The sequence below is a fragment of the Pseudomonas sp. xss_2 genome, assembly GCF_043104195.1.
Classification (GTDB): Bacteria; Pseudomonadota; Gammaproteobacteria; order Pseudomonadales; family Pseudomonadaceae; genus Aquipseudomonas; species Aquipseudomonas urmiensis.
Window position 1 is genome coordinate 21,129 of record NZ_JBICKL010000023.1, and the last position, 13,829, is coordinate 34,957.

General features: G+C 60.6%; 11 protein-coding genes. 3 read left to right on the top strand and 8 right to left on the bottom strand.

Annotated features, from left to right (window positions below):
* Positions 1-14: 14 nt before the first annotated feature.
* Positions 15-977: a FecR family protein gene (locus tag ACF8K2_RS03065; protein WP_392463406.1), complete on the bottom strand. Its 963-nt coding sequence runs from the start codon at positions 975-977 to the stop codon at positions 15-17.
* A 17-nt stretch (positions 978-994) separates the two neighbouring features.
* Positions 995-1,483, bottom strand: a complete 489-nt coding sequence (locus ACF8K2_RS03070; protein ID WP_392463407.1) for a sigma-70 family RNA polymerase sigma factor — start codon at positions 1,481-1,483, stop codon at positions 995-997.
* Positions 1,484-2,168: 685 nt separating this feature from the next.
* Between ACF8K2_RS03070 and ACF8K2_RS03075 the strand changes: the two genes are divergently transcribed.
* Entirely contained in the window at positions 2,169-3,332 is a 1,164-nt protein-coding gene (locus tag ACF8K2_RS03075) for a type III PLP-dependent enzyme (RefSeq protein WP_186554069.1), read from the top strand.
* 113 nt (positions 3,333-3,445) lie between these two features.
* Here ACF8K2_RS03075 and ACF8K2_RS03080 read toward each other — a convergent pair whose 3' ends face one another.
* The 4 genes from ACF8K2_RS03080 to ACF8K2_RS03095 all read right to left on the bottom strand — a co-directional run bounded on the left by ACF8K2_RS03080 (position 3,446) and on the right by ACF8K2_RS03095 (position 6,386).
* Complete coding sequence (locus ACF8K2_RS03080) at positions 3,446-3,979, bottom strand: hypothetical protein (RefSeq protein ID WP_392463408.1); 534 nt, start codon at positions 3,977-3,979, stop codon at positions 3,446-3,448.
* 378 nt (positions 3,980-4,357) lie between these two features.
* Positions 4,358-4,879 (bottom strand): hypothetical protein, encoded by a 522-nt coding sequence (locus ACF8K2_RS03085; RefSeq protein WP_392463410.1) that lies wholly within the window; start codon positions 4,877-4,879, stop codon positions 4,358-4,360.
* Between the two features lie 53 nt (positions 4,880-4,932).
* The gene (locus ACF8K2_RS03090) at positions 4,933-5,703 is read right to left on the bottom strand and encodes a tetratricopeptide repeat protein (RefSeq protein ID WP_392463412.1); all 771 of its coding nucleotides are present in this window, start codon (positions 5,701-5,703) and stop codon (positions 4,933-4,935) included.
* 2 nt (positions 5,704-5,705) lie between these two features.
* A complete protein-coding gene (locus ACF8K2_RS03095) occupies positions 5,706-6,386 on the bottom strand; it encodes a Fe2+-dependent dioxygenase (protein ID WP_392463413.1) in 681 nt (226 codons plus the stop codon).
* Between the two features lie 219 nt (positions 6,387-6,605).
* On the opposite strand from ACF8K2_RS03095, the gene ACF8K2_RS03100 reads away from it, so the two are divergent.
* Together ACF8K2_RS03100 and ACF8K2_RS03105 are read left to right on the top strand one after the other, a co-directional pair.
* Entirely contained in the window at positions 6,606-8,882 is a 2,277-nt protein-coding gene (locus ACF8K2_RS03100; RefSeq protein ID WP_392463414.1) for a TonB-dependent receptor, read from the top strand.
* A 105-nt stretch (positions 8,883-8,987) separates the two neighbouring features.
* On the top strand, positions 8,988-11,543 hold the full coding sequence (locus ACF8K2_RS03105) for a PepSY domain-containing protein (RefSeq protein ID WP_392463479.1): 2,556 nt from the start codon (positions 8,988-8,990) through the stop codon (positions 11,541-11,543).
* Between the two features lie 138 nt (positions 11,544-11,681).
* Here ACF8K2_RS03105 and ACF8K2_RS03110 read toward each other — a convergent pair whose 3' ends face one another.
* The gene (locus ACF8K2_RS03110; RefSeq protein WP_186554076.1) at positions 11,682-12,473 is read right to left on the bottom strand and encodes an amidohydrolase; all 792 of its coding nucleotides are present in this window, start codon (positions 12,471-12,473) and stop codon (positions 11,682-11,684) included.
* Positions 12,461-13,609 (bottom strand): pyridoxal phosphate-dependent aminotransferase, encoded by a 1,149-nt coding sequence (locus ACF8K2_RS03115; protein ID WP_392463415.1) that lies wholly within the window; start codon positions 13,607-13,609, stop codon positions 12,461-12,463. Before ACF8K2_RS03115 ends, ACF8K2_RS03110 begins: the two co-directional genes overlap by 13 nt.
* Positions 13,610-13,829 lie beyond the last annotated feature (220 nt).

The following is a 13,829-nucleotide window of genomic DNA, read 5'->3' on the forward strand; positions in this document are numbered from 1 at the left end:
AAAAAAACCTGAATCTATTTTGCGATTATTTCACTGGAGCCATCGTCATGGGTCTTGATGGCCACCGGCAATATACTCGGCAAGGCGCGCAGCAGAGCGTCGGGATCGTCAATGCTGAAGGTACTGGAGAGACGCAGATTGGCCACTTTGCCAGGGGTTACCCGCAGCGGCTGGGCGCGATAACGGGACACCTCGCTGACCACCTGCGCCAAGGTGGCGTTGTCGAACACCAGCTTGCCTTGGCGCCAGGCAGTCAGTGCGCCAGCATCGATCGCATAAGGCGCGGCGACCGAACCCTGGGCATCGATGTGCGAACCTTGACCGGCCGAGAGCTGGGCCAGTGACTGGCCTGTACCCTGCACGCGCACCGAGCCCTGCTCCACCGCGACCCTTGTGCGCTGTGGATCCAGACGTACGTCGAAGCGGGTGCCGGTGACGGTGACGCTGCCTTGGCTGGTCTGCACCACGAACGGCCGGGCAGTGTCATGAGCTACGGTGAACATGGCCTCACCAGCGTCCAGTACCACGTGGCGCTCGGCTGGGCTGAACTCGACCTTCAAGTGCGTGCTGCCATTGAGCTCCAAGCGCGAACCATCCGGCAGCTCGACCTGGCGTCGCTCACCCAATGCGGTCTGGTAATGCTCGTGGGTATTGAGCCGCTGGTAGTGCCAGCCGCTCCAGCCCAGCCCCAGCGCCAACACCGCCACGCTGGCAGCCAACGCCTGGCGTACCAAGCGCCGCCGCGACAGCTGGCGAACCGGGTCGGGCTGGCACAGGGCCTCCAGGCGTTGACCGGGAATCAGGTCAGCGGCCAGCCACACCTGGCCGAGCAACTCGTACTCGGCACGGTGACGCGGGTCAGCCTCGAGCCACTGGTGCAGTTGCGCCTGCAGGCCGGCGTCGTGCTGCGCATCCTGCACGCGGGCGAACCAATACGCCGCCTGCTCGGCTACGGGATCAGCGCCGTGCTGTTTCATCGAAAGGGTCTCCTGACTCATCTGGTCGACACATCCAGGTGCTCACGCAGATGTCGGAGCGTGCGGATCATATACTTTTCGACCATGTTCTTGGTCAAACCCATGCGCTCGGCGATCTCCGCCTGGCTCAGGCCCTCGATTTTCTGCCAGATGAATACTCGCCGGCAATTGAGCGGCAGTTCAGCCAACGCGCGCTCGACGCTAGCGGCCAGCTCCAGGGCATGCATGTAGGCCTCAGGGTCGCCGTTGGCAGCGGCGCCGTCGTCGAACACATCATGCGCCATCGCCTGGCGGCGATCCTCGCGGCGAAATCCGTCCACGGCAATGTTGCGCGCGGTCTGGTGCAAATAGGCGCGCGGCTGCTCGACCTGCTCGCGCGGGTTTTCAAGAACCCGCACAAAGGCGTCATGGGTGAGATCTTCGGCCTGCTGGCGATTGCGCAGCTTGCGCGTCCAGGTGCCGATCAGCTCATGGTAATGGTCGAGAAAGCCTTTATGTCCGGACACGATCAAGGTCGTCAGGGAGGCAAGATGAGGTCGCGAATAGTAATGTTTCTCATCAAAGCCGGCAATCGACGTTTAGCCAAGCCGACCAAACGTCTGTCAAAGGCCTCGGTAACAAAAAATTTATGGCGAATTTCATCGCAAAAGCCGCGCGCTTTATGTGGCCATAAATATGAACACTTGGCCCTTGCCTACAAAAGATCAAGCGGTGATCGCCGAGAGACCGCCTGGCTCTTTTCGTGGCTAAGCCCTCTCTTGCATTCCCCTGCTATAGGCACATTGGCAGATCGCCGCGAGCCAGGTGGGAACTGGCTTGCCTATGAACATGCCAACGCGCTATTCCACAATATTTAACGCTGCTAAGCCCTCAGGGAACATCTGCCGGTCATACGAGTCGGTTATTCAAGTGACTGCTCGTCGATCCACGACGAACACGTCGGGATTGCCTGTTGATCTTGCCGGGTTCACGCCCTAAAGTGCGCGCCGAACGTCCATGCTGGAAACGATCCATCCGGCTCAAGTACTGACGACGAGACAGCAAGGTCATCCGCAGCTCCCTACCTGGGCACGGTTGACCTTTTTGCTTTCGGCGACATGCCTTGGGAAGTAGGCGAACCAAAGTGGGGATACGGAGGGCGTTCAGTTTGCAGCCACTTTCTTTTTCAGTTTGCCCATGGAGTCCCTGAGCATGTCGATCCAAGTCGAAGACTATTTCGCACGCGACACCTTCCAGAAAATGAAGGCGTTCGCCGACAAGCAAGAAACCCCGTTCGTACTCATCGACACCCAGATGATCAGCCAGGCCTATGACGACCTGCGCGCCGGTTTCGAGTTCGCCAAGGTCTACTACGCGGTCAAGGCCAACCCAGCCGTGGAGATCATCGACCTGCTCAAAGACAAAGGCTCGAACTTCGACATCGCCTCGATCTACGAGCTGGACAAGGTCATGGGCCAGGGTGTCAGCGCCGATCGCATCAGCTACGGCAACACCATCAAGAAATCCAAGGACATCCGCTACTTCTTCGAGAAGGGCGTGCGCCTGTTCGCCACCGATTCGGAAGCCGACCTGCGCAACATCGCCAAGGCCGCCCCGGGTTCGAAGGTTTACGTGCGTATCCTCACCGAGGGTTCGACCACTGCCGACTGGCCGCTGTCGCGCAAATTCGGCTGCCAGACCGACATGGCCATGGACCTGCTGATCCTCGCCCGCGACCTGGGCCTGGTGCCATACGGCATCTCCTTCCACGTCGGCTCCCAGCAGCGCGATATCAGCGTGTGGGACGCCGCTATCGCCAAGGTCAAAGTGATCTTCGAGCGTTTGAAGGAAGAAGACGGCATCGTCCTCAAGCTGATCAACATGGGTGGCGGCTTCCCGGCCAACTACATCACCCGTACCAACAGCCTGGAAACCTACGCAGAAGAGATCATCCGCTTCCTCAAGGAAGACTTCGGTGACGACCTGCCGGAAATCATCCTCGAGCCGGGCCGTTCGCTGATCGCCAACGCCGGCATCCTGGTCAGCGAAGTGGTGCTGGTCGCGCGAAAATCGCGCACCGCCGTCGAGCGCTGGGTATACACCGATGTGGGCAAATTCTCTGGCCTGATCGAAACCATGGACGAGTCGATCAAGTTCCCGATCTGGACCGAGAAGAAGGGCGAGATGGAAGAAGTGGTCATCGCCGGCCCAACCTGCGACAGCGCCGACATCATGTACGAGCACTACAAGTATGGCCTGCCGCTGAACCTGGCGATCGGTGACCGTATGTACTGGCTATCGACCGGCGCCTATACCACCAGCTACAGCGCTGTGGAGTTCAATGGCTTCCCGCCGCTGAAGGCTTACTACCTCTGAAACGAACTGGGCGCGAGTGTGACCTCGCGCCCAGGCTGCGTCGCTGAGAGAAAAGCCTGTAAGCAATCAGCCGACGTCTAAGGGATGTTGCCGCCCAGTCGTACCTCTTTTCATTAAGAAAATTCAATATCCTTGACTTTCCTGAACATGAAATGCGAAGCGCGACTTGCCTCCGGGGTCAGTTTCAGATAAGTAAACTGATTTTGGCGAACGACCTCGACATAGCGATTAATATTCATGTTTTTCAATGTAAACACTGCACGCTCTTCGCCATTATATTTTCGCACCTCGCCGGTATAGGTCATCATCCACTTATTATCCTCTTGAGCGTCGGACTCCCGCCAGAGATCAGATTCCAAGCAAACATACCAATCGGTACTGTAGCTCAGAAGATCATAACGATAACCGCCAATATCATCGACGCACGTCACATAAGCAGACATGTGATCTGGATAATAACCGCGAACATCAAACTTAAACGCCAAGGTGTGGATCGAGTAGGCGGCTGTTAAGCTTTTCTCCATCACCAGATAGCTACTATTACGGCCAAAATGGAAGTCTCCGGTAACCACATTTACGGGCTGAACCTCTTGGCCTACGTGGTACAACACCGCGACGAATGAGCTTAATACCTGGTTGTTCGACATGACAAACTCCTCAGCATTGAACGGGTGTCAATCAATACTTCTCGCGGGCACCCTGCCCAAGAAATTATATTGAGGCGAGAAGTGCGCCCAAGCATGAGACGAAGATCTAAAGTCGTTAACCCTGAAGAATTTCCCTACTGAACTTTGCGCTGGTTCAGACTTTCTTGAAGCCTGACTGCCAGACCTGTATATATGCGCTTCTACCCTAGAATTCACTCACGCTGAACAACCACCGCTTCCGAGCACGCAACCGCTCGGGGCGCGCCACTTTTAACGTATTACAAAATAAAAAAACACACATCGAACAATTCGGTGTGTGTTTGTGTACTTACGGCTAAGTCAGCGACGTCGTTGCATCGCCGACACATCGTTTACCACTTACAGAGGAGCATCAACTCCCATCCGGATGATCTCTACCTCAAATACCGCAGCCGGCGCCACGTCAACACAGAGATAGCTGGCCATACGTCCGGTGGTCCAGGCAGCCCTGTCCCAGTAAATACCAATCGCTTTGTCAGCCAGCGTAGTAATACGAACTTGCGATCCACCTACTTGTTGCAGCCGCCACAGTGGCCCCACAGTGGCCTTGTGCTCGTAGAGACCAAGGTATCCATTGGCACTGACATCTACCCGGCGGTTGAACAGCGGATGGGCGTTGTTACCGGTCCACAGACGGATCTCATACGCATCCTCGCCGCCAGCCTGCTGCACTGCGCCGAACCACAGGGTCAGCGGCTCTCGATCCTGGCGCGATGTGGTCAGCCACTCGCTGGCGTGCCAGAAGGTATTACCGTTGTAGCCTGGGCTGTATTCCCAGCGCCCGACTGGCCCCGTGTACTGGGTGTTCACTACATTCAGACGAGCGATGAAGGATTTCTCGGCGATATAGGACTTGGCCATGGTGCAACTCCGTTGGATGAGTCACCACAGCATGGCTATTGCCCCTGGCCCATTTAAGACTGTAGGTTTTCCCCGGCAGACTCTCGGCGCCGGATCTCATCGGCATAGGCCAGGGCATCGGTGGCGAGCAACGCACCAGCCCCCTGCAAACTCTGCAAGGCTGTGCGCAGAAACTTCATATTGCCCTGCGCGCGTGCTCGCTCAAGCCATGGCGCCGCCGCCAGTACATCGCCGCGTTCGACCAGCACCATCGCCAGGCTGAACATGCCACGAAAATCCCCCGCCTCGGCGGAGCGCCGATACCAACGCAAGGCGCGCGCGGGGCTGGCGGGTGTGGCAATGCCCTCTTCCAGATACCGGCCTAGCAAGTTCATCGACTTGGCATGGCCCAGGTGCGCCGCCTTTTCATAGCACGCCAGCGCCAACGGCTGATCCTGCTCGACACCGCGTCCGGTGGCGAGCAGATTGCCCAGGTTGTACATCCCCCAATCCAGGCCGGCGTAGGCCGCAGCCTGATATGCCAGCGCCGCGCGCGGCAAATCCACCTCGCCGCCCCAACCATGCTCCAGGCAGCGCCCGAGCATGTTGTGCGCCATGGCGCTGCCAGCTTGCGCCGCAATCGCGAACCACTGCCGGGCAAGCGGGACATCACGTTCGATACCGCGCCCATCGAGCAGAATCTGACCGAGCAGCAATTGCGCTTCAACCACGCCCTGCCCCGCCGCGGCCAAAATCGCCTGGGCAGCTTGGCTAGGGCTGTGCTCGAGCATTGCTTGCAGGCCCGCCACATCCACCACGTTTTCGCGCCGCACCTGGTAGGTCATGCTCAAACCTCCGCCCAGCGTCGCAGCAGGTTGTGATAGGTGCCGGTCAGTTGCAGAAGCGAGGGATGCTCAGGCACGTCGGCGGTCAGCTGGCGAATGGCGTTGTCCATCTCGAACAACAATGCCCGCTGACTGTCTTCGCGCACCAGGCTTTGGGTCCAGAAAAACGCCGCCAGGCGCTCACCACGGGTGACCGGGTTGACCTTGTGCAGACTGGTGCCGGGGTACAGCACCAGATCACCGGCTGCCAGTTTGATCTGCTGCACACCGTAGGTTTCGTGGATCACCAGCTCACCACCGTCGTAGCTGTCGGGGTCGCTGAGGAACAAGGTCGAGGACAGGTCGGTGCGGATTCGCTCGGCACTGCCTTGCGGCTGACGCAGGGCGTTATCGATGTGCAAGCCGAAGTTATCACCCTCGCGGTAACAGTTGATCAGCGGGGGAAACACCTTGTGCGGCAATGCCGCCGACATGAATTGCGGATTGCGCCACAGACGTTCGATCAGGGCCGCGCCGATTTCCTTGCTCAGGGGATGCGCCTCAGGCAGCTGCAAATTGTGCTTGGCCTTGGCCGACTGGTAGCCCGCGGTGATCTTGCCGTCCGCCCAATCGGCCTGCGCCAGCGCTTCACGAATACGGGACAGCTCATCAGCTTCGAAAAGGCCAGGGATGTGAAGCAACATGGTGGCGGCACCGTAGGGTGAAGGGGCAGCAATGATATTGATTCCCTTTTACTCACCACAAGCCCCGTTTGCCGGACATGACGTACGAGACCGGAAAATCCGTAAGGATAAATTGTAAAGATTGTAAATTTGTAGCGAATGGAAACGCTTCTCAATTGTTACTTACATTTGCTTACATTACCATCCGCGGCCTTCATACCTTGGGGAAGGCCAATCACAATGCGTCCTGTGCCATCTGCTGTGAGCTCACCACGTCTGCTGACTTGCGCCATTGGCGTTGCCATCAGCGCCACCTCTGCCTATGCCGCCGACCCTGCCGGCAGCCATGCCGTCACCCTGGATGCGACCAGCGTCAACGGCAAGGTCGAGCAAGCCAATACCGACTACAAGGCAGACAAAGTCTCCTCGCAGAAGTACACCGCACCGTTGGTGGACATCCCCCGCTCGGTCACCGTGGTCCCGCAACAGGTCATCAAGGACACCAACGCGCTGAACCTGCAAGACGCTCTGCGCACCGTACCCGGGATCACCATGGGCGCTGGCGAAGGCGGCAACCCTTCGGGTGACCGGCCGTTCATTCGCGGCTTCGACAGCCAGAGCTCGATGTACCTCGATGGCGTGCGCGACACCGGCTCGCAGACCCGCGAGATCTTCGCCGTAGAATCGGTAGAAGTCGCCAAAGGCCCGAACTCGGCGATTGGCGGACGCGGCGCGGCTGGCGGCACCATCAACCTGGTGAGCAAGCGCGCCCACCTGGGCAACTCGACCGAAGGCGCCTTCACCTGGGGTTCGGACCAGACCAAACGCTACACCTTCGATGGCAACTATCAGTTCCTCGACAGCGCCGCGTTTCGCCTGAACCTGATGAGTCACGAAAGCAATGTGGCCGGTCGCGACGAGGTCAACTACGACCGTTGGGGGGTAGCACCGTCGCTGGTATTCGGGCTGGGCACCGACACCCGCCTGAACCTGGATTACTACCACGTCGAAAGCGACGATTTGCCCGACTCGGGCGTGCCTTACAGCCTGCGCTCCGGCAGCTCGGCCAATCGCACCTCGGCCAACCCCGACAAGCCGACCCATGGCGGCGGTCACAGCAGCAACTACTATGGCCTGGTCGACCGCGACTTCTACAAGACCCGCGCCGACATCGCCACCATTGCCATCGAGCACGACCTGAGCGACGCGCTGACCCTCAAGAACACCCTGCGCCATGGCAACACCCTGCAGGACTATATCTACAGCCAGCCGGATGACAGCAAGGGCAACATCCTCAACGGTGAAGTCTGGCGCCGCCCGAACAACCGCGTGGCCAATACCCGCACCACCACCAACCAGACCGATCTGTTTGGTGAGGTCTACATCGGCGGCTTCAAGAACACCTTCTCCACCGGCATCGAGTTCAGCCGCGAGGCTTCGGTCAAAACCGGTTATGACGTCACCGGCTTCGCGTCGGGCCAGTGCTCCACTGCCACCGGGCAGATTTCCGGTGTCTGCACCTCGTTTCCCAATCCCAATCCCAATGAGCCTTGGGATGGCAGCGTCGCGCGCAACGACCTGGGCGCCGACACCACCGGCAACACCCGTGCGCTGTACCTGACCGATACCCTGGAGCTGACGCCAGAGTGGCTGCTGACCATGGGCCTGCGTTACGACCACTTCGACACCAAGGTCAAGAGCCGTGCGCTGACCAAGGGCAAGCTGACCTACTTCAAGACCGAAGACACCAGCGAGTTCGTCACGGGCCAACTGGGCCTGACCTGGAAGCCTGCCGAGAACGGCAGCGTCTATGTGTCCTACGCCACCTCCGCCACCCCGGCGGGCGCCTCGCTCGGCGAAGGCTCGGACGGCAACCCGCTGCTGACCGCCACCACCAGCAGCGAACTGAAGGCCGAAGAGACCACCAACTACGAAATCGGCACCAAGTGGGACTTGCTGCAAGAGCGACTGTCGCTGACCGCGGCGATCTTCCGCACCGAAAAAGACAACGCGCGGGTGCTGGTTGATGCCGATACCTACCAGAACGTCGGTAAGACCCGCGTCGACGGCTTGGAGCTGAGCGCCACCGGTAAACTCACCAACGACTGGCAAGTGTTTGCTGGGTACACCTACATGGACGCCAAGCTGGTCGATGGCGGCGCGCAAAAGGTCGGCACGGCGATTATCGACGGCTACAACGACGGTAATCAGTTGCCCAACACGCCGAACAACAGCCTGACCCTGTGGACTACCTACAATGTCACGCCCAAGCTGACCATCGGCGGTGGCGCCTTCTATGTCGATGACGTGTTCGGCAATACCACAAACAGCGTGATGGTCGATTCCTACTGGCGCTATGACGCTATGGCCAGCTACAAGCTGACCAAGAACGTCGACTTGCAACTGAACGTGCAGAACCTCACCAACGAGGTCTACTACGACAAAGCCTACGGTGCGCACTATGCCAACCAGGCTGCCGGTCGCACGGCGTTGCTGACCACCAGCGTGCACTTCTGATAATGAAGTAAGCCCAAGCCCCGTTCATTGCAGTGAGCGGGGCTTTTGCGTAGCAAGGCATAATGCACGCGGTGCGGACTTGAGCGGCAAGACAAGGTGATCGATGTGGTGAAGAAGTCGCTGTTCCAATTGCACTGGTTCTTTGGCATCACCGCTGGCCTGGTGCTGGCACTGATGGGCACCACCGGTGCCATCTGGTCGTTCCAAGAAGAACTGCTGCGCCTATTCAACGCCGAGGTGCTCAAGGTTCAAGTACGCCAAGAAGGCGTATTACCGCCCGCCGAGCTGGTACGACGGGTCGAGGCGGCGCAGGGCGACAAGGTGTCGATGCTGTGGGTCGATACTCGCGAAGGCAACGCCGCGCGGGTCTTCTTTACCCCGCCGCCCGGCCAACGCCGCGGTGAACTGCGCTATGCCGATCCTTACACCGGCGAGCTCAAAGGTGAAGTCGCCGGACAAGACTTCTTCAACCTGATGCTCAACCTGCATAGGTTCCTGACCATTGGCGACACTGGTCGGCAGATTACCGGTGCCTGCACCCTGCTGCTGATTTTCTTCTGCCTTTCCGGCCTGTACCTGCGCTGGCCGCGCAAGGCACTGAACTGGCGAACCTGGCTGACCCTCGATTGGGCCAAGAAAGGCCGCGCCTTCAACTGGGACCTGCACGCGGTCGCCGGCACCTGGTGCCTGCTGTTCTACCTGCTGTTCGCCCTGACTGGCTTGTTCTGGTCCTACGAGTGGTATCGCGACGGCCTGAACAGACTGCTGGCCGATGCCCCCGCTGCCGGCGAACAACACAAACGCAGCGAAGGCCGTGGCCGCCATGGCCCGCAGAAAGTCGACCACAACGCACCTCCCCTGGTGGTCGACTACGATGCCATCTGGAGCAACCTCAAGGATGCCGCCGGCCCAGGCCTGACCACCTACAACCTGCGCCTGCCGCCGGCCGGGGGCCAGCCGGCGACGCTGTTCTACCTGCTCGAAAACGCCGCGCATGAGCGCGCCTTGAACACCATTACCCTTGACCCCGCCACTGGCCAGATCACGCGCCTGGAGCGCTACGCCGACAAGTCGTTCAAGGCGCAGTTGCTGCAAAGCGTGTATGCCTTGCATGTGGGCAGCTACTTCGGCTTGCCGGGGCGCATCATCGTCACCCTCGCCAGCCTGAGCATGCCGCTGTTCTTCGTCACCGGCTGGCTGCTGTACCTGGACCGCCGCCGCAAGAAGCGCCAGGTCCGTGCAGCCCGTGGCACTGTCGACAACGCTTCGAACGCGGCTGACAGCTGGTTGATCAGCTTTGCCAGCCAGAGCGGCTTTGCCGAGCAATTGGCCTGGCAGAGCGCAGGCCAATTGCAGGCCGCCGGCTTGTCCGTGCAAGTACGTGCCCTGGGTGAATTGGGCGAACAAGACCTGCGCCAGGCGCGCCGGGCCTTGTTCGTGGTCAGCACCTTCGGCGACGGCGAAGCGCCCGACAGCGCCCGCGCCTTCGAACGCAAAGTGCTCGGCCAAGCCTGGCCACTGGAGCACCTCGACTACGCCCTGCTCGCCCTCGGCGATCGCCAGTACCCGCACTTCTGCGGCTTCGCCCGGCGACTGCAAGCCTGGCTCGGCGAGCGCGGCGCCAGCAGCGCTTTCAGCGCAATCGAAGTCGACAACGCCGATCAGGCCGCCTTGCAGCAATGGCAACAAGCGCTGGGGCAATTGACCGGTGCGCAGCCGGTCAGCGCCTGGCAGCCGCCGAGCTTCGCTAACTGGACGCTGACCCGTCGCGAGCTACTCAACCCGGGCAGCCAAGGCCAACCGGTCTATCTGATTGGCCTGCAACCTGAGGCCCCGGCCAGCTGGCAAGCCGGTGACCTGGTAGACATCCTCCCGCGCAACGGCCAGGCACGGGTCGAGGCCTTCCTCAGCGGCCTGGGGCTGGACAGCGAAACGCGGGTGCAGCGCGATGGCCTGAGCGAGCCCCTCGCTCAGGCGCTTGCCAGCCGGCAACTGCCGGTCAGCCGCGAACACTTGGTGGGCCTGCATGCGCAGGCGCTGGTCGAGGCTCTGGTGCCCATCGGCAGCCGTGAATACTCGATTGCCTCGATTGCCAGCGACGGCGTGCTGGAGCTGATCGTGCGCCAGGAGCGCCATGCCGATGGCAATCTTGGGCTGGGTTCGGGTTGGCTGACCGAGTACCTGCCGGTGCAGGGCAGCGTCAGTCTGCGGCTGCGCCGTAACAGTGGCTTCCACCTTCCTGAAGGACCGGCGCCGCTGATCCTGATTGGTAACGGCACCGGCTTGGCGGGCCTGCGCAGCTTGCTCAAGGCGCGGATCAGCGAGGGCGAGCAGCGTAACTGGTTGCTGTTTGGTGAGCGCAATCGAGCTTACGATCTGCTCTGTGGTGATGAGCTACAAGGCTGGCTGGACAGCGGCGATCTGCAACGGCTGGACCTGGCGTTTTCGCGGGATCAGGCAGAAAAAGTCTATGTCCAGGATGTGTTGCTGCAGCAGGCTCAAGCGCTGCGCCAGTGGTTGGCTGACGGCGCGTGTGTGTATGTCTGCGGCAGTTTGCAGGGGATGGCTGCGGGAGTGGATGCGGCGCTCAAGGGCATTCTGGGCGATGAGGCGGTGCAGCGGCTGGTGGAGGATGGGCGGTATCGGCGGGATGTGTATTGATCAAGGTATGAGGTAGCGCCCTCTGGCCCTATCGCGGGACAAGCCCGCTCCCACGATCGAGCGGGTCGTGTCGGAGCGGCGGTTCGCCGCTCCGACATGCCCCGTGATAGAGCCGGCGCTGTCGAAACATACGTTCAATCAATGCAATTCGAAGGTATCGGCATCCAGGTTCGCCGGAAAACGCGTGCGATAGGCCGCCAGATCCGCCGCGCGCAGTACCACGGGAAACACCCCATCCGCCTCCCCGGCGTTCATCAGGCTTTCACCCTGGAAGTCCAGCACCTGGCTGTCCCCGGAATAGGCAAAGCCCTTGCCATCGGTGCCTACCCGGTTCACCGCCGCCACATAGCACAGGTTCTCGATCCCGCGCGCCGGCAACAGTCGGTTCCAATGCTGGCGCCGCGCTGCCGGCCAGTTCGCGGTGTACAGCAACAAGTCGGTATCCTGGGCATCGCGGCTCCACACCGGGAAGCGCAGGTCGTAGCAGATCAGCGGGCGAATCCGCCAGCCCTTGAGCTCGAACTGCACCTGACGTTCACCCGGAGTGTAGTGCTTGTGCTCCCCTGCCATACGGAACAGATGGCGCTTGTCGTAATGCAGGATCTCGCCATCCGGGCGCGCCCACAGCAGTCGGTTGCGGTGGCTGCCATCGGCAGCCTGGATGATCACACTGCCGGTGATCACCGCCTCGATTTTCTTCGCCTGGGCCTTGAGCCACTTATAGGTCGGGCCGTGTTCAGGCTCAGCCAGGGCCTCGGACTCCATGGAAAAACCCGTAGTGAACATCTCCGGCAGGATCACCAGGTCGGCGCCACGCGCCTGCTCCAGCAACACCTCGAAATGTGCATAGTTGGCTTCGCGGTCGTGCCAGGCCAGACTGGTCTGCACCAGGGCGATGTTCAGATTGGGCAATGCAGTCAGATCGCGCATAGTTTTTCCGCCGCCTGTCGCAGCGTCTCCTCACGTTTGGCAAAGCACAGGCGCACCAGGCGTTGCTCGGGGATAGGTCGCTGGTAGAACACCGACACCGGAATGGTCGCAACGCCGTGCTCACGGGTCAGCCACAGGGCCATGTCGACGTCGTTCAGGTCCGGGCGGATCTGCGAATAGTCCACCAGCTGGAAATAAGTACCCGGGGTACGGGTAAAGCTGAAACGCGAGCCCTGCAACAGCTCGCAGAACATGTCGCGCTTGGCTTGGTAGAAGCCCGGCAACTCATCGATATGCTCAGGGTGCTCGGCCATGAAGTCAGCCAGCGCGCACTGCAGGGGCGTTACCCCGCAGAAGTTGACGTACTGGTGGACCTTGCGCAGCTCGGCGCTCAACGCTGGCGGGGCGATGACGTAGCCGGTCTTCCAACCGGTGACATGGTAGGTCTTGCCGAACGAGCTTATGACGAACGCGCGCGCATAGAGCTGCTCGTGGGCCAGGACACTGGCATGGCGTACGCCATCGTAGATCAGGTGCTCATACACCTCATCGCTGACCAGGTAGATGTCGCGCTCGGCAATCAGCTGGGCCAGCTGGTCGAGGTCTTCGCGGCTGATCAGCGCGCCGCTAGGGTTGTGCGGCGAGTTGAGGATAACCATGCGCGTGCGCGGGGTCAGTGCGTCACTGAACTTCTGCCAGTCGATACGAAAATCGCCATCGCTCAGCTGAACGTGCACACAACGTCCGCCAGCCAGCTCCACAGAGGGCTCGTAGCTGTCGTAGGCAGGGTCGAACACGATCACTTCGTCACCGGCCTGGATCACCGCCTGGATAGCGCAGAAGATCGCCTCGGTGGCGCCGGGGGTGATGGTCACTTCCTGATCGGCATCGACTTTTACCCCGTACAGCCGGGCAACCTTGGCTGCTACCTGCTGGCGCAGCGCTGGCAGGCCGGTCATCGGCGCGTACTGGTTGTGGCCGGCGGCCACGTGCCGACCAACGGCATCGAGCAGCGCCTGCGGGCCGTTGAAGTCAGGGAAGCCTTGGGAAAGGTTCAGCGCACCGGTCTGGACAGCCAGTTGCGACATGGTGGTGAAGATGGTCGTGCCGACGTTCGGCAGTTTGCTGCGGATCATGGAGCCCTCTTTCCTGGGGTGTATCCGGCACGGGATGGAGTCCGAGCATAGCGGATCGAGCAGTCAGGAAAAAGGTTGAAACAATAAGGGAATTGCGCGAGATCCATAGCGAGGCCGCAGGCTGCGCAAGCTCCGACAGTTACCGCGCACATTTCCAGATTGGGCAGTATCCGTGAGCTGGCGCAAGCCTGCGATGGGCCGCAAAGCGGCCCCAATTACG